Consider the following 24,541-nt stretch of genomic DNA (forward strand, 5'->3'; position numbering starts at 1 on the left):
GGTGGCTCCTGGGCGACGGGCCGTGCCGGATCCGCCGGCGCGCCGCGTCGCGGGTGCCTGGCGCCTCGCCCTCACCGAACGCCTTCCCACCTGGTTCTCGGTCCGCTGCGGTATCGAGGCGAAGACCGCGGTCGCCCTCGCGGTCGTGCTCCTCGTCGCCCTGGTGTTCGCGGTGCACCACTACTGGACCGGCCGGCCGCGGACGATCGCCGTGCCCCCTGTCACCGGGGCGCTGCCGGCCGCCGCCGAAGTGCCCGCCGCCACGAGCTCCGCCGCGGCCGAGCCGCGGACGCCCAGTCCCGCGCCGGGGGCCCCGGCAGTGCTGGTCGTGGACGTCGCGGGCAAGGTCCGGAAGCCGGGGCTGCGCCGACTGCCCACGGGATCCCGCGTTGCGGACGCGGTGGACGCCGCCGGGGGAGCGCTGCCCGGCACGGACACCGGCACCCTGAATCTGGCCCGTCTGCTGGCCGACGGGGAGCAGATCGTCGTCGGCCGCCCCGCCCCACCGCCCGCCGCCGGGGCCGGGGGGACCACCGCCGCGAGCGGTCCGGTCAGTCTCAACTCCGCAACCCCCGAGCAGTTGGACGCCCTGCCCGGTGTGGGACCGGTGCTCGCCCGGCACATCATCGACTACCGCGGGCGGCACGGCGGGTTCACCTCCGTGGAGCAACTGCGGGATGTCAACGGCATCGGGGACCGCCGGTTCTCCGATCTCAAGCCGCTGGTCACCCCGTGAGTGGGCCGCCGTCCACGGCGCGTCCGGCGGTGCACGCGGCCGCCCTGTCCCCCAGGGGCGCGTCGAACCCGCGCCAGGAAGGCCCACCGGATCTGCGTCTGGTCGTACCGGTCCTCGCCGCCTGGCTCGCCGCGGGTGTCGCCCTCGCCGCGCCGGGGGGAGCTGTGGCGTGGGCGTGCACGGCGGCCGTTCCGGCGGCGCTGGCGGCGCTGGCACGCCGGTGGGCGACAGCGGCCACCGTGGCGTTCTGCGCGATGGCGTCGGCGGCCGTGGCGGGGCTGCATGCCGCGGACCTGCACCGCGGCCCCCTGCCCGCCCTGGCTGCTGAACACGCCGACGTCCGAGTCGAGTTGCGACTGACCGCCGATCCCCGGCTGATCCGCCCGCAGGTACGAGGGGCCGCCGCGGCCCCGGAGGCGGTGCTGGTGGAGGCCGAGGCCGTGCGCGTGGCGGCGATGGGCACAACGGCCCACGTCCGTACGCCGGTCCTGCTCATCGCCCGCCAACCCGCGCGCAGCTGGCTCGCCTTGCTGCCCGGCACCCGTGTCGACGCGCAGGCGCGGCTCGCCCCGGCGGCCGGCCCGGGCGACCGGATCGCCGCGGTGCTGTCAGTCCGGGGCCCTCCCCGCGTCGTCGGGCCGCCGGGCCGCGCGCAGCGGGTGGCCGGCGGGCTCCGCGAGGGGCTCCGCGAGGCCACCGCGGGCCTGCCGCCCGACGCCCGGGCCCTGCTGCCCGGTCTGGTCGTCGGGGACACCTCCCGTATCCCGGTCGATCTGCACGAGGCGTTCGAGGCCACCGACCTGACCCATCTGACCGCGGTCAGCGGTTCCAATCTCTCCCTGGTGCTGATCCTGCTGATCGGCCCGCCCGGTCTCGCCCTGCGGGCCGAGCGGGGCGGCCTGGCGCCGAGACTGGCCCTCCCGCTGCGCGTCACGGCCGTGCTCGGAGGAGCACTCACCGCGGCCTTCGTCGTGGTGTGCCGACCCGACCCCAGCGTGCTGCGCGCGGCCGCCTGCGGGCTGATCACCCTCCTGGCCATCGGCACGGGCCGCCGCCGCAGCCTGCTGCCCGCGCTGTGCGGGGCGGCCCTGCTGCTGCTCCTCTACGACCCCTGGCTGGCCCGCTCGTACGGCTTCGCGCTGTCCGCGCTGGCCACCGGCGCGCTGCTCGTTCTCGCGCCGCGCTGGAGCGCCGCCTTGCGGCGCCGGCGGGTGCCGCCGCGTCTTGCGGAGGTCCTCGCAGCGGCGGCCGCCGCACAGGCGGTGTGCGCCCCCGTGGTGGCGGTGCTGGCCGCCCACGTCAGCCTGGTCGCGGTCCCCTGCAACCTGCTGGCGGAACTCGCCGTGGGCCCCGCCACCGTCCTCGGCTTCGCCGCCCTGGCCGCGGCGCCGTTCGCGATGCCCGCCGCCAAGGCCCTGGCCTGGGTCGCGGCCTGGCCGGCCGGCTGGATCGCGGCGGTGGCCCGGCGCGGTGCCGCCCTGCCCGGGGCGACGATCGACTGGCCCGGCACATGGGCGGGCGCCCTGCTGCTGGCAGCCGTCACCGTGGCGGTGGTAGTGGCAGGGCGCCGCCTTTTGCGTCGACCCTTGCTGTGCGCCGCCGCGGCACTGCTGCTCGTGCTGGCCGTCGTGCGTCCGGCGCCGCTGCCCCGCTCGGTGACCGGCTGGCCGCCACCAGCCTGGCGGCTGGTGGCCTGCGACGTGGGCCAGGGCGACGCGCTGGTGCTCTCGGCGGGCGACGGCGCCGCCGTCGTGGTGGACACCGGCCCGGAGCCCCGCCTCGTCGACCGCTGCCTGCGCTCCCTCCGGATCACCACGGTGCCCCTGCTCGTCCTCACCCACTTCCACGCCGACCATGTCGCCGGACTGCCCGGGGTGCTGCGGGGCCGCTCCGTGGGCGCGATCGAGACCACCACCCTCGACGATCCCCCCGACCAGGCCGCGTTCGTACGCCGCCAGGCCGCGGCCGCCCGCGTCCCCGTGCTGCGCGCGGCGCCCGGGGAGCGCCGCCGCCTGGGCTCACTGGACTGGCGGGTGCTGTGGCCCGCGGCGCCCCCGCTTCCGGCGGGTGCCGACGGCGCCGCCCTGGACGGCGCCAACCCCAACGACGCCAGTGTCACCCTGCTCGTCCGCACGGCAGGCCTCACCGTCCTCCTCCTCGGCGACCTGGAGCCCGCGGCCCAGCGCGCCCTCCTCGCGGCCGCCCCCGACCTTTCGCGGGTCGACGTCCTGAAGGTCGCCCACCACGGCTCCGCCTACCAGGAGCCGGCGCTCCTGGACCGGATCCGTCCCCGGCTGGCGCTGGTGAGCTGTGGTGCGGGCAACCCTTACGGCCATCCGTCGCCGCGCACCCTCGCCGCGCTGCGCGCCCACGGCTCGACCGTCCTGCGCACCGACCGGGACGGACCCGTGGCCGTCCTGGGCGACGAGGCGGGGCTGCGGGCCGCCGTGGCGGGTCCGTCGCCCGCCACGGAGCGGGCCGTCCGGGGGCGGCGGAGAACACGTGCCGCCACCAGCGTCGGACACAGCCGGAGCGGGACCCGGGGAGGCCGGGGCGGGCGGCTCAGACGTTCCCGAGGTCCTTGTCCTCATCCTGCACCGCGATCACCCAGTGGGTGCTCCGCCGGGGCCGGAGGCAGCAGAGCCGTCAGGCGAGCGAGGCCACGACGATCGCACCGGTGATCACCAGGTCCTTCGCCGTCTGCTGGGTCAGTCCGTACGCCGGCACGACGATCAGCAGCAGCGGCGCCGCCGGCCACAGCGGCATGCGCCAGGCCGCACGCTCCCGTGCCGGCCGTGGTGCGAGCCGAGGGCCGCGACGGCGACGCCGACGTACCGGTGTAGCCGGGCGGCGGGAAAGGGCCGGGGCGAGCGCGCGGCGCACCACGGGGCCTCCTGGTTCGGACCGTGACGCGCACGTCCTGGGCAACCGCCGAGGCGGACGCACCCCGTTTTCGCGCCGCGGGCCTCCGCATGCCCGGCACCGGCAGTCCGCCGGGAAGTGCAACCGCCGTGTCACGGCTTGTCCATGGCTTCGTCCCGGCGCGCATGAGGGGACCGTGGCCGTGGCAGGGTGACGGCATGACCATCATCGGCTGGATCGTCCTGGGCCTGGTCGCGGGCGCCGTCGCGAAGCTGCTGCTGCCGGGGAGGGACCCGGGCGGACTGCTCGGGACGACGCTGATCGGCATCGCGGGTGCGGTGGTCGGCGGCTGGATCTCGGCGAAGTTCCTCGACCACCCCGTCAGCAAGGACTTCTACGACCTGCCCACATGGGGCGCGGCCATAGGCGGGGCGCTCGTCCTCCTGATCATCTACCGCATCCTGTTCGGCGACTCCCGCTGACCTCGGGCGCGGGCAGCAACCGCACGTCGTCCCGACGCACGGACAGGGCCTGGGCACGGTCCGGGTCCCACAGCCAGATCCAGTCCCCCGAGGCGCCGAAGGACAGCACCGGGCCGTTCTCCACGGGCACGGGAACCTCGCCGACGGGCACCACGCACATCAGGGCGCCGCGCACCCCGAAGTACCCCTTCGGCGCCTGCCCCCGGGCAGCGGCGGTCGCCGCGTCCCGGGCGGCGTGGTCGGCGTCGCGTGCGCCGGCGAGGAGCGCGGTGGCCGCGAAGGCAGCGGACAGGAGCACGGTGACGGTGACCAGGGCGAGGCGGTTGTCGCCCTTGGCGATGTGCACGTGCCGCAGCCACCCGGCGACCGCCGTGGCGAACAGGACGAACCCCAGCGCGAGCCCCAGCGGTTCGGCGGCGGCCGCGTACGGCCACAGGCCTCCGGCGGAGCGGACCGAACCGGAGGGGATGCCGAACCGTTCGAGGTAGGCGGACTGCATCAGCCGGCCGAGCCAGGTCACCAGGGACCACCCGAGGGGCAGGGCGAGCGGCACGAGCCAGACCGCGTTGCGTGAGAACCACGAGTCGCGCAGGGCGTAGTACACGCCCGGCGCGCAGATCAGGCCCGCCGCGGTCAGCGACCACCACAGCAGCCCGGTCCCCGCCCCGGTGGCCGCCCAGGCCGGCAGCGCAGCCGCGGCGAAGACCAGGGCGGGCAGCGCGCGCACCCGCGACGGCGTACGGCGCGGTCCGGCCGCCGCCTCGGCCGTCTCGGGCGGCGCGGGCCGCAGTTCGTGGACCTCGGCGGCGAACGCGGAGCCGCCCAGCGGGCGTTCCGAGAGCTCCCGCTCGACGGCCTCCCGGGTCAGCCCGGCCGGCAGCCGCAGCAGCCGGTGAGCGCCGCGCCCGCCGAGGGCGGCCCGCAGCCGGGCGAGCCGCTCGCGCCGTCCGCCGCCCGCGCCTGACCGTCGGATCACGCGGTACTCGGTCCGCGGGTCGTCCGGCGGCCGGAGCAGCAACGCAGCGTCGCGGACCCACACGCCCAGCTGGTGGGTCCTGGCCAGCCGTTCCACGGCCCCGCACGCCGCCCTCTCGGCCCGCCAGCGGGGGGAGCCGTTGAGGCGCACCTCGACGACGAGCGCGACGCGGCCGCCGCGCGCCGTGGCCGGTGCGTCTTCACGGCCGGCCCGGCGCACCGCCCAGCCCCGCGCCTCCATCAGCCCCTGGGCCAGGGCGAGCTCGTCGGGCTGGTCGACGGCCTCGACCAGCAGGCGTACTCGCTGGTTGAACGGGACGGCCGGGAGCGCCCCGGCCGTCCCGGGGAGCTCCGCCCCTCCCTCCTGCGGGCGGCGGCGCTGGGCGGGAACGCGCAGCGGCACGGCCTAGTCCTCCTCCAGCCAGCCCTCGAACTCCTCCGCCAAGGCGTTCAGGGCGGTGGGGTCCAGTTCCTCGTCCTCGTCGTCGATGACGACGAGCCACTGGGCGTCGTCGGCGTCGTCCTCGCCGGCGAGGGCGTCACGGACGAGTTGGGGACGGTGGGGCAGGTCGAAGCGCTCGGCGGCTTCGTCGGCGGCCTCCTCTGCGGCATCGCGATCGGGGAGGACGAGCACATGTCTGACGTCGGTCACCGGGACATTGTGTCGGACCCGCGTGGGATGCTGGACCGCGATGGCCAGGAACAGTACGACAGACAGCCCACTCGCCCCCGTGACGCTCGCGGTGGGCCAGGAGGACCTGCTCCTCGACCGCGCGGTACGGGAAATCGTGCAGGCGGCGCGCGCCGCCGACGCCGACACCGATGTGCGCGATCTCACGCCGGACGCCCTCCAGCCGGGCACCCTGGCGGAGCTCACCAGCCCTTCGCTCTTCGCCGAGCGCAAGGTCCTGGTCGTACGGAACGCGCAGGATCTGTCCGCGGACACCGTCAAGGACGTCAAGAGCTACCTGGACGCCCCCGCGGAGGAGATCACGCTCGTCCTGCTGCACGCGGGCGGCGCCAAGGGCAAGGGCCTGCTGGACGCGGCGCGAAAGGCCGGCGCACGCGAGGTGGCCTGCCCGAAGATGACCAAGCCCGCCGACCGGCTGGCCTTCGTACGTCAGGAGTTCCGCACGCTGGGCCGGGCCGCGACCCCTGAGGCATGCCAGGCCCTGGTGGACGCCATCGGCAGCGACCTGCGGGAGCTGGCGAGCGCCTGCGCCCAGCTCGTCGCCGATGTGGAGGGCGCGATCGACGCGGCCGTGGTCGCGCGTTACTACACGGGACGGGCCGAGGCCACCGGCTTCGAGGTCGCGGACCTGGCGGTGACCGGCCGCGCCGCCGAGGCACTGGAGCGGCTGCGCTGGGCCATCGCGGTCGGCCAGCCGCTGCCCGGCATCACCTTCGCCCTGGCCTCCGGCGTGCGGGCCATCGGCAAGCTGGCCTCGGCCCCGCGCGGAGCGCGGCCGGGGGATCTGGCCCGGGAGCTGGGCATGCCGCCGTGGAAGATCGACCGCGTCCGCCAGCAGATGCGCGGCTGGTCCGGTGACGGCGTCTCCGCCGCGCTGCGCGCGGTCGCCGAGGCCGACGCCGCGGTCAAGGGCGGCAGCGCGGACCCGGCCTATGCCCTGGAGAAGGCGGTCGTCGCCGTCGCGCGGGCCGCACGCGCCCGCTGAGCCACGGCTCCCGCCGCCACACGGAAGACGCCGAAGGGCCCCGCACCGGGAGGTACGGGGCCCTTCGAAGGCCGCACCCGCGTGGCGAACGCAGGCCGCGTGCGGCCGGAAGATCAAGGATGTCGATAGAGGAGCGGGTGAGAGGGACCGCTGTGTCCTCGCCGACGGGTACCGCTACGGGAAGGTTCAGCCCTGGAGGCCGGCCACCTTGAGCGCCAGCGCCGACTTCTTGTTGGCGGCCTGGTTCTTGTGGATGACGCCCTTGCTCACGGCCTTGTCGAGCTTCTTGGAGGCGAGGCGCGCGGCCTCGGTCGCCTTCTCGACGTCGCCGGCGGCCACGGCCTCACGGGTGCGACGGATGGCGGTCTTGAGCTCGGACTTGACGGCCTTGTTGCGCAGGCGCGCCTTCTCGTTGGTCTTGTTGCGCTTGATCTGGGACTTGATGTTCGCCACGAAAGAGCCTTTTCAGGTTTGACTGATGGGGTCCGCGCCTCGGGTAGAGGGCACGAGACGCGACTGCCCAGGCTAGCAGTCGGCCCGCGTGCCGCCCAAACCGGTGGCCGGCGGGGGGTGTCTTGGCCCGTCCCGCACCGCCCGGCACGGCCGTGGGCCGCGGCCATGGGACTATGGGAGCCATACGTATCGATCCGACCAGAGGCGACAGGCGCCTCAAGAGACAGGACCCTGCGTGCCCGCGACCCCTTCGAACGTGCCGGAGCCCAGCCGTACCGACCCGGCGCTGATCCGCAATTTCTGCATCATCGCGCACATCGACCACGGCAAGTCGACCCTTGCCGACCGGATGCTCCAGCTCACCGGTGTGGTGGATCAGCGGCAGATGCGCGCCCAATACCTCGACCGGATGGACATCGAGCGCGAGCGCGGCATCACGATCAAGTCCCAGGCCGTCAGGCTGCCCTGGGCGCCCACCGAGGGCGCCGGCCAGGGGAGGACCCACATCCTGAACATGATCGACACCCCGGGGCACGTGGACTTCACCTATGAGGTCTCCCGTTCGCTCGCGGCCTGCGAGGGCACGATCCTGCTGGTCGACGCCGCCCAGGGCATCGAGGCGCAGACCCTGGCCAACCTCTACCTGGCGATGGAGAACGACCTCACCATCGTCCCGGTGCTGAACAAGATCGACCTGCCGGCGGCGCAGCCCGAGAAGTTCTCCGAGGAGCTGGCCAACCTCATCGGCTGCGACCCCTCGGACGTCCTCAGGGTCTCGGCCAAGACCGGCCTCGGCGTCGAGGCGCTGCTGGACCGCGTGGTGGAGACCGTCCCGGCCCCGGTCGGCGTCGCCGACGCGCCCGCCCGCGCGATGATCTTCGACTCGGTGTACGACTCCTACCGCGGTGTCGTCACCTACGTCCGGGTCGTCGACGGCCAGCTCAGCAAGCGCGAGCGGATCAAGATGATGTCCACCGGCGCGACCCACGAGCTGCTGGAGATCGGCACCAACTCGCCCGAGATGCTGCCGGCCGACGGCCTCGGCGTGGGTGAGGTGGGCTACCTGATCACGGGTGTGAAGGACGTCCGCCAGTCCAAGGTGGGTGACACGATCACCCAGCAGGCCAAGGGCGCCACCGAGCCGCTGGGCGGCTACAAGGACCCCAAGCCCATGGTGTTCTCGGGCCTGTATCCGCTGGACGGCTCCGACTACCCGGAGCTGCGGGACGCGCTGGACAAGCTGCAGCTCAACGACGCGGCCCTGGTCTACGAGCCGGAGACCTCGGCGGCCCTCGGATTCGGCTTCCGCGTCGGCTTCCTCGGCCTGCTGCACCTGGACGTGATCCGCGAGCGGCTGGAGCGCGAGTTCGGGCTGGACCTGATCGCGACCGCGCCGAACGTGGTCTACCGGGTGGTGATGGAGGACGGCAAGGAGCACGTCGTCACCAACCCCAGCGAGTTCCCCGAGGGCAAGATCGACGAGGTATACGAGCCGGTGGTCCGGGCGACGATCCTGGCGCCCACGGAGTTCATCGGCGCGATCATGGAGCTCTGCCAGACCCGGCGCGGTTCCCTGCTCGGCATGGACTACCTCTCCGAGGACCGGGTGGAGATCCGCTACACCCTGCCGCTCGCCGAGATCGTCTTCGACTTCTTCGACCAGCTGAAGTCCAAGACGCGCGGCTACGCGTCGCTGGACTACGAGCCCACCGGCGAGCAGTCCTCCAGCCTGGTCAAGGTGGACATCCTGCTGCACGGCGACAAGGTCGACGCGTTCTCCGCGATCACGCACAAGGACAACGCCTACGCCTACGGCGTGCGCCTGGTGGCGAAGCTGCGTGAGCTGATCCCGCGGCAGAGCTTCGAGGTGCCGGTGCAGGCCGCCATCGGTTCGCGGGTCATCGCCCGCGAGACCATCCGCGCCATCCGCAAGGACGTCCTCGCCAAGTGCTACGGCGGCGACATCTCCCGCAAGCGGAAGCTGCTGGAGAAGCAGAAGGAAGGCAAGAAGCGGATGAAGATGGTCGGCTCCGTGGAGGTGCCGCAGGAGGCCTTCATCGCGGTGCTCTCCAGCGACGAGAGCGCGGCCAAGAAGAAGTAGCGGCAGAGGAAGCCGGGGTGCGCGGGCCGGCGGCACGGCCTGGCGCGGCGCGCGGAAAGGGCGCTTGTCCGATCATCGGGCAAGCGCCCTTTCGTATCGGCGGTACGGCATTCGGGTGATTGGCAAAAACCCCGCCCCGCGCGGTTTCTGTCGGGGAGTCCACGACGTTACTCCTTGTGACAGCGGCGAAAGGCGCCGCTGCGGAAGGGGAATGTGAAGTGAAGTACTCGAAGGCCGCGGCCGTCGTCGCCGGTTCCGTGATCGCGCTGGGCGCCGCCGGGGCCGCCGCGTCCCCCGCCTTCGCCAAGGAGGCCCTCCCGCTCGGCAACGGGCCGATGAAGATCCTGGACGCCAAGGACGAGGTCGCCAGGACCGGACTGAAGGCGGTCACCGGCAAGACGGGCGAGCTGCTCGGCGGCGCGGGAAGGGCTGGGGGGAACAAGAACATGATCGGCGGTCTGCCGATCGGCGGTTGAGCGTCGGGCTCCCGGTGGGCCGCCGGTGGGTGACCGGAGCCGTAACCGGAAGGCGGGCTCCCCGGATTCCGGGAGCCCGCCGTTATGTGTATTCGCCATACATGAGGTGGTGGCGGTCGCATCGCGCGGCTACGGCCTCTTACCAAGCGGGCGTCGATTCCCTACCCTGATCACCACTCGGTGGTTACTCACGAGTCACCCAGCAAAGAGGCGGGCCTCCGGAGGTTGTCGTGACCGACACGCAGACTTTGATCGAGAACCGGCCGCCCTCCGTGGCGAACCTGTTCCTGGAGCGCGTCGAGCAGACGCCGGATGCCGAGGCCTACCGCTTCCCGGTGGCGTCGGCGGACGGGGGCGCCGAGTCATGGCGGTCGCTCACCTGGCGGCAGGCCGCGGAGCGGGTGCACGCCGTCGCCGCGGGCCTGATGGACCTCGGCGTACGCCCAGAGGAGCGGGTGGCGATCGCCTCCACCACCCGGGTCGAGTGGATCCTGGCCGACCTCGGGGTGCTCTGCGCCGGTGCGGCGACCACCACCGTCTACCCGACGACCAACGCCGACGAGACGGCCTTCATCCTGGCCGACTCCGGCAGCCGGGTGCTGATCGCCGAGAACGCCGCTCAACTGGCCAAGGTCGCCGGGCGCCGCGCCGAACTGCCCGACCTGGCCCACGTCGTGGTCGTCGACGCCGAAGGCGCCGACGTCGGGGACGACGGCTGGGCGCTGACGCTGACCCAGTTGGAGCAGCGCGGCAAGGTCTACCTGGAGAAGAACTCCGAGGCCGTCCGCAAGGCCGTGGGCGAGATCACCAAGGACCAGCTCGCCACCCTCATCTACACGTCCGGCACGACCGGCCGCCCCAAGGGCGTGCGGCTGCCGCACGACTGCTGGGCGTACATGGCCAGGGCGATCCAGGCGAACGGCCTGCTGCAGGCCGACGACATCCAGTACCTCTGGCTGCCGCTGGCGCACGTCTTCGGCAAGGTGCTCCTCGCCGGGCACATCACCATCGGCCATGTGACCGCGGTCGACGGCCGCGTCGACAAGATCATCGAGAATCTGCCGGTCGTGCAGCCCACCTACATGGCCGCCGTCCCGCGCATCTTCGAGAAGGTCTACAACGGCGTCGCCGCCAAGGCCCGCGCCGGCGGTGCGGCCAAGTACCGGATCTTCAAGTGGGCCGCCGAGGTCGCCCGCGAGTACGCCAAGGTCACCCAGGACAACCGCCGTCGCACCGGCAAGGCGAGCGCCCCCTTCGGCCTGTCCGCCCAGCACGCGGTCGCCGACCGCCTGGTGTACGCCAAGCTCCGCGACGCCTTCGGCGGCAGACTGCGCGCCTGTGTCTCCGGCTCCGCCGCCCTCTCCCCGGAGATCGGCTACTTCTTCTCGGGCGCCGGCATCCACATCCTGGAGGGCTACGGCCTGACCGAGTCCAGCGCCGCCAGTTTCGTCAACCCCGGCGAGGCCTACCGGACCGGCACGGTCGGCAAGCCGCTGCCCGGCACCGAAGTCCGCATCGCCGAGGACGGGGAGATCCTGCTGCGCGGCCCCGGCATCATGGAGGGCTACCACGGGCTGCCCGACAAGACGGTCGAAGTTCTGGAGCCGGACGGCTGGTTCCACACCGGTGACATCGGGGAGCTCTCCGCGGACGGCTACCTCACCATCACCGACCGCAAGAAGGACATCATCAAGAACTCCAACGGCAAGTACATCGCGCCGGCCGCGGTCGAGGGCCAGTTCAAGGCGGCGTGCCCGTTCATCAGCAACGTCCTGGTGATCGGCGCCGACCGCAACTTCTGCACCGCCCTCTTCGCCCTCGACGAGCCCGCGATCCTCGGCTGGGCGCGGGAGAACGGGCTGGAGGGCAAGCCCTACGCGGAGGTCGTCGGCTCCGAGCAGGTGCGGGCCCTGATGGACGGTTACGTGCGGCGGGTCAACGAGGACCTCCAGCGCTGGCAGCAGATCAAGACCTTCCGTGTGCTGCCCCGCGACCTGGACGTGGAGCACGGCGACCTCACGCCGAGCCTGAAGCTCAAGCGGCCGGTCGTGGAGCGGGAGTTCAAGGACCTGATCGACGACATGTACGCCGGCACGCGGGAACACTGAGCGGCGAGCGCCGGGCGGCGCCTCACGCGCGGGCTCGATCGAATTGCGCGGGTTCCACGCCCGCGAGGTCCCGCCGGATCGCCGCCGCCCGCGCCGCCCGCCGCGAGCGGCCGCCGCCCCGCGGGTGCGGTGCGCCGGGACGAAGACCCGGCCGGGCCCGGCACAGGCGCGAGACCCGCGCCGACCGCGCCGGGCCCCGGGCAGGGGGCACCCGCCGAGGCGCGGACCACCCGGACACCGGGCCGACCGTCCAGGGCACCGCACACGCTGCCGGGCGGCCGGCCCGGCGTTCTGCGGGGATGGCGGACAATGGGTCGCATGCCATCCGTACTTCCCGACGGGGAGCCCATGCCCGAGGACGGCGCGCTCCCGCCGACCGCCCTGCGTGACGTGGAAGCCCGCCCGCTGGGGTTCTACCTGCACGTCCCCTACTGCGCCACCCGTTGCGGCTACTGCGACTTCAACACCTACACCGCCGCCGAGCTGCGCGGCACCGGCGGTGTGCTCGCATCCCGGGAGAACTACGCGGACACCCTGATCGACGAGATCCGGCTGGCCCGCAAGGTGCTGGGCGACGACCCGCGCCGGGTCGAGACCGTCTTCGTCGGGGGCGGGACGCCGACCCTGCTGCCGGCCGCGGACCTGGCCCGGATGCTGGGGGCGATCCGGGAGGAGTTCGGCCTCGCGGAGGGCGCGGAGGTCACGACGGAGGCGAACCCGGAGTCGGTGGACCCGGCGTACCTCGAGGAGCTGCGGGCCGGGGGGTACACGCGGATCTCGTTCGGGATGCAGAGCGCCCGCCCGCACGTGCTGCAGGTGCTGGACCGCCGGCACACGCCCGGCCGGCCCGAGCAGTGCGTGGCGGAGGCGCGCGCGGCGGGGTTCGAGCACGTCAACCTGGACCTGATCTACGGCACGCCCGGGGAGTCGGACGACGACTGGCGGGCGTCGCTGGACGCCGCGATCGGCGCGGGGCCGGACCATGTGTCGGCGTACGCGCTGATCGTCGAGGAGGGCACGCAGCTGGCCCGCAGGATCCGGCGCGGCGAGGTGCCGATGACGGACGACGACGTGCACGCGGACCGCTACCTGATCGCGGAGGAGCGTCTGGCGGCGGCCGGCTACGGCTGGTACGAAGTGTCGAACTGGGCGACCTCGCAGGCGGCCCGGTGCCGCCACAACGAGCTGTACTGGACCGGCGCGGACTGGTGGGGCGCCGGCCCGGGCGCGCACAGCCATGTGGGCGGGGTGCGCTGGTGGAACGTGAAGCATCCGGCGGCGTACGCGGCGGCGCTCGCCGAGGGCCGCAGTCCCGGGGCGGGACGTGAGCTGCTGGCGGCGGAGGACCGCCGGGTGGAGCGGATCCTTCTGGAGCTGAGGCTGTCCGACGGGTGCCCGCTCGACGTGCTGGCCCCGGCGGGCGCCGAGGCCGCGGAGCGTGCGGTAGGGGACGGCCTCCTGGAGCCGGGGCCTTACCGCGAGGGCCGTGCCGTCCTCACCCTGCGCGGCCGCCTGCTGGCGGACGCGGTGGTCAGGGACCTGGTCGACTGAGCCCCGGCCTGTCCGCTCACTCGGCGGAGTGAAGCGCTGCGCATCCCGGCAGTGCCTCCCTACGCTGTTCGTAAGACGCCTCCGCGTAAGCGGCGGCGGGAAGCGGAGGGCCACGGAGATGACCGCTGTGGATGATCGCCGGATGACTGACTTCTTCGAGAACCTCCAGGTTCCCGAGGGGGTCAAGGTCGAGCTCCTCAGGGGGGAGATCGTGATGATGGCCGGGCCCGACCTGGTCCACAACGACATCGTCGACGCGGTGATCGACCAGTTCCCCCGCACACGGTGGAGGCGCTTGCAGGCGCAGGACATCGCGATTCCCGGGGAGGCGAGTGAACCCCAGCCGGACCTCGTGGTCCTCGAGCGCGGCGCGGGGCCCTCCTCGGGGCGCCTCTGCCGTCCGAGGCCGTCACCCTGGTCGTCGAAGTCGTCTCCCGGACCAGTGCTCACCGCGACCACGTCGTCAAGCGGTCGATCTACGCCGCCGGGAAAGTGCCCGTCTATCTGATCATCGATCCCCTTGCCGCCGAGTGCGTCGTTCTCACCGAGCCCGTCGGCACCGGCGACCAGGCCGACTACCGGGCCGAGCGGACCTGGAAGTTCGGCGAGACGGTGCGGTTGCCGGTGGTGGACGTCGCGCTCGACACCGCGTCGTTCCAGGTCCTGCCCGGGCTCACTCCGGGGCCGTGACGAAGTCGATCAGTTCCTCCACGCGGCCCAGCAGCTCCGGCTGCAGGTCCTTGTAGGAGTGGACGGCGCCCAGGATGCGCTGCCAGGCGGCGCCGGTGTTCTCCGGCCAGCCCAGGGCCCGGCACACGCCGGTCTTCCAGTCCTGGCCGCGGGGGACGGCCGGCCAGGCGGGGATGCCGAGGGAGGAGGGCTTCACGGCCTCCCAGACGTCGACGAAGGGGTGGCCGACGACCAGGACGTGCTCGCCGGTCACCTCCGCCGCGATGCGGGACTCCTTGCTGCCGGGCACGAGGTGGTCGACGAGCACGCCGAGCCGGGCGTCCGGGCCGGGGGCGAAGGACGCGACGACGCTGGGGAGGTCGTCGACGCCCTCCAGGTACTCGACGACGACGCCCTCGACGCGCAGGTCGTCGCCCCAGACGCGTTCGACCAGTTCCGCGTCGTGCCGGCCCTCGACGTAGATCCGGCCCGCCCGGGCGACCCGGGCGCGGGCGCCGGGGACGGCGATGGAGCCGGAGGCGGTCAGCCGGGGGCCCGCCGCGGGGGCGGCGGCGGAGGGTCGCACGAGGGTGACCACGCGGCCCTCCAGGAGGAATCCGCGGGGCGTCATCGGGAACACGCGGTGCTTGCCGAAGCGGTCCTCCAGGGTGACCGTCGGGCCCTCGGCGGTCTTCTCGCAGCGGACGACCGCGCCGCAGAAGCCGGTGGACACCTCCTCCACCACCAGGTCCCGTTCTGCCGCGACCTCGGGCGCGGGCGCGGCGGGCCGCTTCCACGGCGGGGTGAGGTCGGGGTCGTAGCTGCGGCTGCGCATGCCTGGGATCGTAACCGCGCCGCCGCGCGCTCAGGCGGAGGGGAACCGGGCGGCGAGCGCGTCCCGTTGGGCGCGTACGAAGCGGGCGTCGACGACGGCGCCGTGCCCCGGCACGTACAGCGCGGTCTCGCCGCCCAGCCGCAGCAGTTCGTCCAGGGCCGCGGGCCAGGCCTGCGGGGCGGCGTCGGGCCCGGCCTGGGGCTCACCGGACTCCTCGACGAGGTCGCCGCAGAAGACCACGGCCGGCGTGCCGAGCACGACCACCACCAGGTCGTGCGCGGTGTGTCCGTCGCCTGGGTGGACCAGCAGTACCTGGCGGTCGCCGCCGAGATCGAGCACATAGGAGCCGACCACGAGGTGTCCGGGGTACACCAGGGCCCGCACCGCCTGCGCCGCCTCCTCCTCGTCGACTCCGTGCCCGACGGCGTCGGCGGCCAGGGAGGACCGCTCGCGTTCGAGGTAGGCGCCGAGGGTCATCTCACCGAAGACCTGGACGTCCTCGAAGGCGGCGGTGCCGAAGACGTGGTCGAAGTGGCCGTGGGTGAGTGCGATGTCCGTCACGTCCCGCCCGGTCAGCTCGCGGACCTCCTGGCGCAGGCCGGCGCCCTCGGGGACGGAGGAACCCGTGTCGATCAGCAGCACGCCGTCGTCGCCCACGACGACTCCGACGGTCACGTCGAGGAAGGGCAGCCGCCGCCGTGCGACTCCCGGTGCGAGGTGCTCCCAGCCGCCGGGGGAGCCCGGCGCGGTCGGTGTGGTCTCCACAACGCGACGGTATCCCCGCGACGTGCCCCCGCGCCCGCTACGGTGCCGGTCGGGGGCGTTCCCCGGAACGGACCCGGGGGCGGCCTTGCCGAGGTCTTGCCACCTCGCCTTACACTGACTTGGGGAAAGCTGGCACTCAGGGAAGCGGAGTGCCAGACCGCGGGGGGCGACACGACCCGTACGGTGACCGAGTGACTGGAGGTGCGCGATGCTCAGCGAACGACGGCTGGAGGTGTTGCGCGCCATCGTCCAGGACTATGTGGGCACCGAGGAGCCGGTCGGCTCGAAGGCGCTGACCGAGCGGCACGCCCTCGGAGTGTCCCCGGCCACCGTCCGCAACGACATGGCCGTGCTGGAGGAGGAGGGCTACATCCAGCAGCCCCACACCAGCGCCGGCCGTGTGCCGACCGACAAGGGCTACCGGCTCTTCGTCGACCGGCTCACCAGCGTCAAGCCGCTGTCCGGCGCCGAGCGCCGCGCCATCCAGAACTTCCTGGACGGCGCCGTCGACCTCGACGACGTGGTGGCCCGCACGGTCCGCCTGCTGGCGCAGCTCACCCGGCAGGTCGCGATCGTCCAGTACCCGTCGCTCACCCGCTCGACCGTGCGCCACGTGGAGCTGCTCGCGCTCGCCCCGGCCCGGATCATGCTGGTGCTGATCACGGACACCGGACGGGTGGAGCAGCGGCTGGTCGACGCCCCCGCACCGGTGGGCGAGACCGTGCTGGCCGACCTGCGCGCCCGGCTGAACAGCCGGGTGGTGGGGCGCCGGTTCAGCGACGTCCCGCCGCTGGTGCAGGACCTCCCCGAGGGCTTCGAGCCCGACGACCGGCCGTCCGTGCAGGTGGTCCTCGCCACACTGCTGGAGACCCTGGTCGAGGAGACGGAGGAGCGGATCATGCTCGGTGGCACGGCCAACCTGACCCGCTTCGGGCACGACTTCCCGCTGACGATCCGCCCGGTGCTGGAGGCGCTCGAGGAGCAGATGGTGCTCCTCAGGCTGCTGGGCGAGGCGAAGGACTCGGGTGTGACGGTGAGAATCGGTCACGAGAACTTCCACGAGGGCCTGAACTCCACATCCGTCGTCTCCGTCGGCTACGGTTCGGGCGACGAGGCGGTTGCGAAACTCGGCGTGGTCGGACCGACCCGCATGGACTACCCCGGAACGATGGGAGCGGTACGCGCAGTGGCACGTTACGTCGGACAGATCCTGGCGGAGTCGTAGTGGCCACCGACTATTACGCCGTTCTCGGCGTGCGCCGCGACGCGAGCCCGGACGAGATCAAGAAGGCATTCCGCCGTCTCGCGCGAGAGCTGCACCCGGACGTCAACCCGGACCCGAAGACCCAGGAGCGGTTCAAGGAGATCAACGCCGCTTACGAGGTGCTCTCGGACCCGCAGAAGAAGCAGGTCTACGACCTCGGCGGCGACCCGCTGTCCGCCAACGGCGGCGGGGGCGCGGGCGGGGGCTTCGGCGCCGGCTTCGGCAACTTCAGCGACATCATGGACGCCTTCTTCGGCACGGCGTCCCAGCGCGGCCCGCGCTCGCGCACCCGGCGCGGCCAGGACGCGATGATCCGGCTGGAGATCGAGCTGGACGAGGCGGCCTTCGGTACGACCAAGGACATCCAGGTCGACACGGCCGTCGTCTGCAACACCTGCCACGGCGAGGGCGCCGCTCCGGGCACCTCCGCGCAGACGTGCGACATGTGCCGCGGGCGCGGTGAGGTGTCGCAGGTCACGCGGTCCTTCCTGGGCCAGGTCATGACCTCCCGGCCGTGCCCCCAGTGCCAGGGCTTCGGCACCGTCGTCCCCACCCCGTGCCCGGAGTGCGCGGGGGACGGCCGGATCCGGTCGCGGCGCACGCTGACGGTCAAGATCCCGGCCGGCGTCGACAACGGCACCCGCATCCAGCTCGCGGGCGAGGGCGAGGTCGGCCCGGGCGGCGGCCCCGCCGGCGACCTGTACGTCGAGATCCGCGAGCTGCCGCACCCGGCCTTCCAGCGGCGCGGCGACGACCTGCACTGCACCGTCACCATCCCGATGACGGCCGCGGCGCTGGGCACCAAGGTCCCGTTGGAGACCCTGGACGGGCTCGAGGAGATCGACATTCGGCCCGGGACGCAGTCCGGCCAGTCGATCCCGCTGCACCAGCGCGGCGTCACCCACCTGCGGGGCGGTGGCCGGGGCGACCTCATCGTGCACGTCGAGGTCCAGACCCCGGGCAAGCTCGACCCGGAGCAGGAGGAGCTGCTGCGCCGCCTGGCGAAGCTGCGCGGCGAGGAGCGGCCCATGGGGCAGTTCCAGCCGGGCCAGCAGGGGCTGTTCTCCCGTCTGAAGGACGCGTTCAACGGCCGGTAGGCCCGGTATGGGAGCCCGCGGCCGGGGTGCGCGCCACCCTGGACCGCGGGCCGCCCTGCGCCGTGAAACGATGGGCGCATGGCCGCCCTGATCACCCGCTCTCCGAGGACCGCGCCGTGACCGCACCCGTCTTCGTCGTCGAACCCGGCACGCTCGGCCCGGACCGGATCACGCTCTCCGGTCCCGAGGGGCGGCACGCGGTCTCCGTGCGCCGGCTGCGCGTCGGGGAGGAGATCGTGCTCACCGACGGCCTGGGACGCGGCGCGTACGGCACGGTTGCGGCCGTCGACGGCAAGGACACCCTCGAGGTCGCCGTCGCCGGGCTGCGCGAGGAGGCCGAGCCCCGCCCGCGGATCACCGTCGTCCAGGCGCTGCCCAAGGGCGACCGCGGGGAACTGGCCGTCGAGACCATGACCGAGGTCGGCGTCGACGCCGTCGTGCCGTGGGCCGCCGCGCGCTGCATCACCCAGTGGAAGGGCGAGCGGGGCGCCAAGTCGCTGGCGAAATGGCGGTCCACCGCCCGCGAGGCGGCCAAGCAGGCCCGGCGGCTGAGGGTTCCCGAGGTCGCCGACGTGCTGACGACGCGTCAGTTGGTCGGGTTGCTGTCCGGCGCCGCGTTCGCCGCGGTCCTCCACGAGGAGGGCGCGGAGCCGCTCGCCACCGCCCCGTTGCCGACCGAGGGCGACATCGTGCTCGTCGTCGGCCCCGAGGGCGGGGTCTCCCCGGAGGAGCTCGACGCCTTCGCCGCGGCCGGGGCCAAGCCGTACCGCCTCGGCGCCAGCGTGCTGCGCACCTCCACCGCCGGTGTCGCCGCCACCGCCCTCCTGCTCGGCCGCACCGGACGCTGGGGCTGACGGCGCCGCCGGGGGTATGCCCACGCATGTCCCCCTCCAGGGCCACGAGATCGTAAATCGCTGACCGGCGCAGCGGCAGGTGGTTAATGTGACAACGTGACACAGCCGCAACCTTCGCACCCCGCTTACCTCCGCTTTCCGCATCTGCACGGTGAACTGATCACCTTCACCGCAGAGGACGACGTCTGGGCCGCCCCGCTGGACGGCTCCGGCCGGGCCTGGCGGGTCAGCGCCGACAACATGCCGGTCAACCATCCGCGGTTCTCGCCCGACGGGACGCTCATCGCGTGGACCTCCGCACGGGACGGCGCACCCGAGGTGCACGTCGCGTCCGCCGACGGCGGGCCGTCGAAGCGGCTGACGTACTGGGGCACCCGCACCTCGGTGCGGGGCTGGACCCCGGAAGGCGAGGTGCTGGCCATCAGTACGTACGGGCAGGCGTCGACGCGCCGCAGTTGGGCACGGGCGATCCCGGTCGACGGCGGTCCCGCCTCGACGCTGCCGTACGGGCCGGTCGGAGGCGTCGCCCACGGTCCGGACGGAGCGGTGCTGCTGCTGTCGGCCACGATGGGCCGTGAGGCGGCGGCCTGGAAGCGCTACCGGGGCGGTACCGCGGGCAAGTTGTGGATCGACCGCACCGGTGACGGGGAGTTCGAGCGGATCCACGCCGAGCTGGACGGCAACCTGGAGTGCCCGATGTGGGTGGGGGGCAGGATCGCCTTCCTCTCCGACCACGAGGGTGTCGGCGCGGTCTACTCCAGCCTTCCCGACGGCGGCGACCTGCGCCGCCACACCGCCGTGGCGGACGGCGGCTTCTACGCGCGGCAGGCCGCCACCGACGGCGCCCGCGTCATCTACAGCAGCGCGGGCCGGCTGTTCCTGCTGGACGACCTCGACGGAGCGCGGGCCCGCCCCGTCGAGGTGCGCCTCGGCGGCCAGCGCGCCGATCTCCAGCCGCACCCGATCCACGCGGCCCACCACCTCGGCGACGCGCGCCCCGACCACACCGGCCGCGGCAGCGCGGTGGAGATCCGCGGCACCACGCACTGGGTCACCCACCGCGGCGGCCCTGCGCGGGCCTTGTCCGCCGAGCCGGGGGTGCGTACGCGGCTGCCCCGGGTGTTCGGCGGCGAGGGTGACCAGCAGGTCGTCTGGGTCACCGACGCCGAGGGCGAGGACGCGCTCGAGATCGCTCCCGCGGCGGGCACCGGCACAACCGCGCCCCGCCGGCTGGCCGCGGGGCGGCTCGGCCGGGTACTGGCCATGGCCGTCTCCCCGGACGGCCACCGGATCGCCGTCGCCTCGCACGACGGGCGGGTGCTGCTCGTCGAGGCGCAGACCGGTGAGGTCCGCACCGTCGTGGAGGGCGAGCACGGCCACGCCACCGGCCTCGCCTTCTCGCCCGACTCGGCCTGGCTGGCCTGGTCGCACGCCGGACCCGACCCGCTGCGCCAGCTCAAGCTCGCCTCCACCGCCGACCTCACCGTCATCGACGCCACCCCGCTGCGCTTCCGGGACTTCTCGCCGGCCTTCACCGCCGACGGCAAGCACCTGGCGTTCCTCTCCGAGCGCTCCTTCGACCCCGTCTACGACGAGCACGTCTTCGACATGGCCTTCCTGGGCGCCTGCCGCCCCCACCTGATCACCCTGGCCGCCACCACGCCCTCGCCCTTCGGCCCGCAGCGCCACGGGCGGCCGGTCGACTCCTCCGCCGAGGACAAGGACGGCGACGACCGCGGCCCGGACGAGGGAGCGAAGGACTCCCGCAAGGAGGACCGCGAGGACCGGCCCCGGACCCCGGCCACCAAGGTGGACACCGAGGGCCTGGGCGACCGCATCGTGGCCTTCCCGGTCGAGGCGTCCCGCTACTCCACGCTGCGCACGGCCAAGGACGGCGTCCTGTGGCTGCGCCACCCCGTACGCGGGGTCCTGGGCGCGAGCCTGGCCTCGCCCGACGCCGAGGCGCCGTCCACGGCGCTGGAGCGCTACGACCTCAGGCAGCTGCGCGTGGAGGAGATCGCCGACGACGCCGACGACTACGCCGTCAGCGGCGACGGCAGCAAGGTGCTGGTGACGTCCGGCAACCGGCTGCGGGTGGCCGCGGCCGACCGCAAGTCGACGCCGTCCGACGACGAGACCGACGGCAACGTCACCGTCGACCTCTCGCGGGTCCGCGTCACGGTGGACCCGCAGGCCGAGTGGCGCCAGATGTACGACGAGTCCCACCGCCTGATGCGGGACAACTTCTGGCGCGCCGACATGGGCGGCGTCGACTGGGACGGGGTGCGCGAGCGCTACCGGCCCGTCCTGGAGCGGGTCGCCACCCACGACGACCTCGTCGACCTGCTCTGGGAGGTGGCGGGAGAGCTCGGCACCTCGCACGCCTACGTCACCCCGCCCGGCGGCCGCGGCGACGCGCTGAACCGCCAGGGCCTGCTCGGCGCTGACCTCGCCCGAGGCGTGGACGGCGTCTGGCGCGTGGAGCAGGTCCTCCCCTCGGAGACCTCCGACCCGCGGGCCGGCTCGCCGCTGGCCGCGCCAGGTGTGGCGGTCCGGGCGGGCGACGCCATCCTCGCCGTGGACGGACGGCCCGTCGACCCGCTCGCCGGCCCCGGTCCGCTGCTGCTCGGCACCGTGGGCAAGCCCGTCGAGCTCACCGTCGGACCGGCCGACGGCGGTGCGGCGCGCCATGTCGTCGTCGTGCCCATCGAGGACGAGGAGCCGCTGCGCTACCACGACTGGGTCGCCGGGCGCCGGGCGTACGTGCGCGAGCTCTCCGGCGGCCGGCTGGGGTACCTGCACGTGCCCGACATGGTCGGCTCCGGCTGGGCGCAGCTCCACCGCGACCTGCGGGTGGAAGTCGTCCGGGAGGGGCTGGTCGTGGACGTGCGGGAGAACCGCGGCGGCCACACCTCGCAGCTGGTCGTGGAGAAGCTGGCCCGGCGGATCGTGGGCTGGGACCTGCCGCGCGGGCTGCCCGCCTTCAGCTACCCGCTGGACGCGCCGCGCGGGCCCGTCGTGGCCGTCGCCAACGAGTTCTCGGGCTCGGACGGCGACATCGTCAACGCGGCGATCAAGGCGCTGGGGATCGGGCCCGTGGTGGGCACCAGGACGTGGGGCGGCGTCATCGGCATCGACTCCCGCTACCACCTCGTCGACGGCACGCTGGTCACCCAGCCGAAGTACGCCACCTGGTTGGAGGGCGTGGGCTGGGACGTGGAGAACCACGGAGTCGACCCCGACGTCGAGGTCGTCCACACCCCGCAGGACTCGGCCGCGGGTCGCGACCCGCAGCTCGACGAGGCCGTCCGGCTCGCCCTGGAGGCGCTGGAGGCCAACCCGGCCCGTACCGCGCCCCCGCTGCCGTAGCAGCGGGAGCGGGGCCCGGCGCGACCGGGCCCCGTGGCGACGCGCCGCCGCGGGGCGCCCCGGTAGCATGCGGGACGGACCGATCAACCCTGGACGGAGGCGTCAGGTGGCGGGAGAACCGCAGGCGGACTGCCTGTTCTGCAAGATCGTCGCGGGAGACGTGCCCGCGACCGTCGTGCGGGAGACCGAGACGACCGTCGCGTTCCGCGACATCAACCCCCAGGCGCCGACGCACGTCCTGGTCATCCCCAAGGCGCACTACCCGGACGCCGCCTCGCTGGCCGCCCAGGCGCCCCAGCTCGCCGCGGACGTGCTGCGGGAGGCCGGGGAGGTCGCCGCCGGGGACAAGGTGGACGGCAGGGGCTACCGGATCGTCTTCAACACCGGCGCGGGGGCTGGCCAGACGGTCTTCCACGCCCACGCCCATGTGCTGGGCGGCCGCGGCCTCGAGTGGCCGCCCGGGTAACCGACGGTGTCCGCACGTGAATTGGTCGTGCTCGGCACGGCCAGCCAGGTCCCGACCCGGCACCGCAACCACAACGGCTACTTCCTGCGCTGGGACGCCGAGGGCATCCTCTTCGACCCGGGGGAGGGCACGCAGCGGCAGATGCTGCGGGCCGGTGTGGCGGCGCATGACCTGACCAGGCTGTGTGTGACCCACTTCCACGGGGACCACAGCCTGGGCGTCGCCGGGGTGATCCAGCGGATCAACCTCGACCGCGTCCCGCACCCGGTGACGGCCCACTACCCCGAGTCCGGCCGCCGCTTCTTCGACCGGCTGCGCTATGCCACCGCCTACCGGGAGACCGTGCGGCTGCGCGAGGAACCGGTGGCGGGCGAGGCGGCGATGCTGGTCGACTCCGATGCCTTCCGGCTGGAGGCACGCCGGCTGTCGCACCCGGTGGAGGCGTACGGCTACCGACTGGTCGAGCCCGACGGGCGCCGCATGCTGCCGGAGCGCCTCGCGGCACGCGGTATCACCGGCCCGGCGGTGGGCCGGCTGCAACGCGAGGGCGAGGTGGACGGCGTGACGCTCGCCGAGGTGAGCGAGACGCGCCCGGGACAGCGCTTCGCCTTCGTGATGGACACCCGGCTGTGCGAGGCGGTGTACGCCCTCGCCGAAGGCTGCGACCTGCTGGTCATGGAGTCGACCTTCCTGGACGAGGACGCCGCGCTGGCCGAGGAGCACGGCCACCTGACGGCCGGCCAGGCCGCGCGGGTGGCGGCGGAGTCCGGCGTGCGGCACCTGGTGCTCACGCACTTCTCGCAGCGCTACACCGACCCGGCGGACTTCGAGCGCCAGGCGCGGGACGCGGGGTTCGAGGGCGAACTGACCGTCGCCCAGGACCTCGGCCGGGTCGCCGTGCCTAAGCGCCGCCACACTTAGAATTTCATCTCATTCGGCTGGTTCGGCAGTCTGCGGTCGTGGGGATCGAGAGGTCGACTGTTCACCTGGGCTTCGGACGGCCTCTCCTCGCTGGCTGCCTTCTGCAGGGGGCCGGAACTGGCTGAGCGTGCGCGATCGCACAAGGGGAACACGTGCGCTCGTGATCGTCAGGTTCGCCCCGGCTGTTGACGGTGAGCGCGTTGGCCTGGTGCGCGTCGCCGGTGGCGTGCACCAGAGCACGTACCCCGGCGGACAGTTGGCGTGGCGCGGGCCCCCCCTCCCGTGCGGGTGAGGGGGGCCGCACCTCTTCTGTGGCGGGTCAGCCCCATGCCGGCAGTGCCTCAGAACCGGCGTTTCTCCCTTTACTTGTCGTACCTTATGTGCTTTTTGGGCAGATTTCGAGGGGTTGTGGTGTTTCAGTTCTGATGAGGAGTTTGACTCGGTGTTCGAGTGTGTCGGCGATGCCTTGGGCGATTGTCAGCCAGACGGGGAGTCCTTCGGTGCGGGCGGTCAGCAGGATGTCGGTGTCGGTCAGGCCCCAGCCTGCTGGGTGGCCGATGGTGTGCTGGATCTGACGGGTGGCCTGTTGAGTGGCGTTGTTGATGGTTTCGGTGACGGAGGTGTCTGTTATGGGCTGTTCGAGTCGGATGGCGTCGGCTGGGGTCAGGCCGGTGATGTCTGGCGCGGTGAACCGGGCTGGATGCTTGGCGGACCGAGCTGAATGACCCGCGAGGGCACGCGAGACTCGCGCCTCAGGCCCGCCTGGCTCATCCACGGTGGGCCGGGGTCCGTCGAGGTATGAGGGGGGTGGTGCTGCTGACCGTGTCAGCTTGTCGTTGTCCTGTGGGTTGGCTTCTGGCTGAGCGGGGTGGGTATCGGTC

At 73.3% G+C, this 24,541-nt stretch carries 20 protein-coding genes and 1 pseudogene; 15 read left to right on the forward strand and 6 right to left on the reverse strand.

What is annotated here, in order from left to right; all coding sequences use genetic code 11:
- The first annotated feature begins 22 nt into the window (after positions 1-22).
- The 3 genes from ACRWND_RS14920 to ACRWND_RS14930 all read left to right on the forward strand — a co-directional run bounded on the left by ACRWND_RS14920 (position 23) and on the right by ACRWND_RS14930 (position 4,080).
- Positions 23-736 (forward strand): ComEA family DNA-binding protein, encoded by a 714-nt coding sequence (locus tag ACRWND_RS14920; RefSeq protein ID WP_431949299.1) that lies wholly within the window; start codon positions 23-25, stop codon positions 734-736.
- Positions 733-3,417: a ComEC/Rec2 family competence protein gene (locus tag ACRWND_RS14925; protein WP_431949301.1), complete on the forward strand. Its 2,685-nt coding sequence runs from the start codon at positions 733-735 to the stop codon at positions 3,415-3,417. Before ACRWND_RS14920 ends, ACRWND_RS14925 begins: the two co-directional genes overlap by 4 nt.
- Positions 3,418-3,816: 399 nt before the next feature.
- Complete coding sequence (locus ACRWND_RS14930) at positions 3,817-4,080, forward strand: GlsB/YeaQ/YmgE family stress response membrane protein (RefSeq protein WP_431949303.1); 264 nt, start codon at positions 3,817-3,819, stop codon at positions 4,078-4,080.
- On the opposite strand, the gene ACRWND_RS14935 is transcribed toward ACRWND_RS14930, so the two are convergent.
- On the reverse strand, positions 4,046-5,458 hold the full coding sequence (locus ACRWND_RS14935) for a hypothetical protein (protein ID WP_431949305.1): 1,413 nt from the start codon (positions 5,456-5,458) through the stop codon (positions 4,046-4,048). The two genes, ACRWND_RS14930 and ACRWND_RS14935, sit on opposite strands and share 35 nt — an antisense overlap.
- A gap of 3 nt (positions 5,459-5,461) precedes the next feature.
- Complete coding sequence (locus ACRWND_RS14940) at positions 5,462-5,707, reverse strand: hypothetical protein (protein WP_431949307.1); 246 nt, start codon at positions 5,705-5,707, stop codon at positions 5,462-5,464.
- A gap of 40 nt (positions 5,708-5,747) precedes the next feature.
- Here ACRWND_RS14940 and holA point away from each other — a divergent pair, with 40 nt between their 5' ends.
- Positions 5,748-6,731 (forward strand): DNA polymerase III subunit delta, encoded by a 984-nt coding sequence (holA, locus tag ACRWND_RS14945; RefSeq protein WP_431949309.1) that lies wholly within the window; start codon positions 5,748-5,750, stop codon positions 6,729-6,731.
- 186 nt (positions 6,732-6,917) lie between these two features.
- On the opposite strand, the gene rpsT is transcribed toward holA, so the two are convergent.
- Positions 6,918-7,184: a 30S ribosomal protein S20 gene (rpsT, locus tag ACRWND_RS14950; RefSeq protein ID WP_319133817.1), complete on the reverse strand. Its 267-nt coding sequence runs from the start codon at positions 7,182-7,184 to the stop codon at positions 6,918-6,920.
- Between the two features lie 235 nt (positions 7,185-7,419).
- Between rpsT and lepA the strand changes: the two genes are divergently transcribed.
- From lepA to ACRWND_RS14975, 5 genes and pseudogenes are all read left to right on the forward strand, one after another.
- A complete protein-coding gene (gene lepA / locus ACRWND_RS14955) occupies positions 7,420-9,285 on the forward strand; it encodes a translation elongation factor 4 (protein WP_431949312.1) in 1,866 nt (621 codons plus the stop codon).
- Positions 9,286-9,503: 218 nt separating this feature from the next.
- Positions 9,504-9,761: a hypothetical protein gene (locus ACRWND_RS14960; protein ID WP_431949314.1), complete on the forward strand. Its 258-nt coding sequence runs from the start codon at positions 9,504-9,506 to the stop codon at positions 9,759-9,761.
- 230 nt (positions 9,762-9,991) lie between these two features.
- A complete protein-coding gene (locus ACRWND_RS14965) occupies positions 9,992-11,869 on the forward strand; it encodes an AMP-dependent synthetase/ligase (protein WP_431949316.1) in 1,878 nt (625 codons plus the stop codon).
- Positions 11,870-12,187: 318 nt separating this feature from the next.
- Positions 12,188-13,420 carry a radical SAM family heme chaperone HemW gene (gene hemW / locus ACRWND_RS14970; RefSeq protein WP_431949318.1) on the forward strand — a complete coding sequence of 411 codons (1,233 nt, stop codon included), beginning with the start codon at positions 12,188-12,190 and terminating at the stop codon, positions 13,418-13,420.
- A 118-nt stretch (positions 13,421-13,538) separates the two neighbouring features.
- Positions 13,539-14,110, forward strand: a pseudogene (locus ACRWND_RS14975) (Uma2 family endonuclease).
- Here ACRWND_RS14975 and ACRWND_RS14980 read toward each other — a convergent pair.
- On the reverse strand, positions 14,094-14,924 hold the full coding sequence (locus tag ACRWND_RS14980) for a DUF3097 domain-containing protein (protein ID WP_431949320.1): 831 nt from the start codon (positions 14,922-14,924) through the stop codon (positions 14,094-14,096). The pseudogene ACRWND_RS14975 and the gene ACRWND_RS14980 overlap by 17 nt on opposite strands.
- Before the next feature lie 30 nt (positions 14,925-14,954).
- The gene (locus ACRWND_RS14985) at positions 14,955-15,689 is read right to left on the reverse strand and encodes an MBL fold metallo-hydrolase (RefSeq protein WP_431949322.1); all 735 of its coding nucleotides are present in this window, start codon (positions 15,687-15,689) and stop codon (positions 14,955-14,957) included.
- A gap of 208 nt (positions 15,690-15,897) precedes the next feature.
- On the opposite strand from ACRWND_RS14985, the gene hrcA reads away from it, so the two are divergent.
- The 6 genes from hrcA (at position 15,898) to ACRWND_RS15015 (ending at position 23,660) form a co-directional block, all read left to right on the forward strand.
- Positions 15,898-16,914 carry a heat-inducible transcriptional repressor HrcA gene (hrcA, locus tag ACRWND_RS14990; RefSeq protein WP_431949324.1) on the forward strand — a complete coding sequence of 339 codons (1,017 nt, stop codon included), beginning with the start codon at positions 15,898-15,900 and terminating at the stop codon, positions 16,912-16,914.
- Positions 16,914-18,050: a molecular chaperone DnaJ gene (gene dnaJ, locus ACRWND_RS14995; protein WP_431949326.1), complete on the forward strand. Its 1,137-nt coding sequence runs from the start codon at positions 16,914-16,916 to the stop codon at positions 18,048-18,050. The genes hrcA and dnaJ overlap by 1 nt, the downstream gene beginning before the upstream one ends.
- Positions 18,051-18,166: 116 nt before the next feature.
- Positions 18,167-18,904 (forward strand): 16S rRNA (uracil(1498)-N(3))-methyltransferase, encoded by a 738-nt coding sequence (locus tag ACRWND_RS15000; RefSeq protein WP_431949328.1) that lies wholly within the window; start codon positions 18,167-18,169, stop codon positions 18,902-18,904.
- A gap of 96 nt (positions 18,905-19,000) precedes the next feature.
- The gene (locus ACRWND_RS15005) at positions 19,001-22,273 is read left to right on the forward strand and encodes a S41 family peptidase (protein WP_431949330.1); all 3,273 of its coding nucleotides are present in this window, start codon (positions 19,001-19,003) and stop codon (positions 22,271-22,273) included.
- 106 nt (positions 22,274-22,379) lie between these two features.
- Complete coding sequence (locus ACRWND_RS15010) at positions 22,380-22,739, forward strand: histidine triad nucleotide-binding protein (RefSeq protein ID WP_431949332.1); 360 nt, start codon at positions 22,380-22,382, stop codon at positions 22,737-22,739.
- A 6-nt stretch (positions 22,740-22,745) separates the two neighbouring features.
- On the forward strand, positions 22,746-23,660 hold the full coding sequence (locus tag ACRWND_RS15015) for a ribonuclease Z (protein ID WP_431949334.1): 915 nt from the start codon (positions 22,746-22,748) through the stop codon (positions 23,658-23,660).
- Positions 23,661-24,036: 376 nt separating this feature from the next.
- On the opposite strand, the gene ACRWND_RS15020 is transcribed toward ACRWND_RS15015, so the two are convergent.
- Positions 24,037-24,541 (reverse strand): hypothetical protein (locus ACRWND_RS15020; RefSeq protein ID WP_431949336.1); only part of this gene is annotated, 505 nt, incomplete at its 5' end.

This window comes from Actinacidiphila sp. bgisy167, assembly GCF_965342175.1.
In the GTDB taxonomy this organism is placed as follows: Bacteria; Actinomycetota; Actinomycetes; order Streptomycetales; family Streptomycetaceae; genus Actinacidiphila.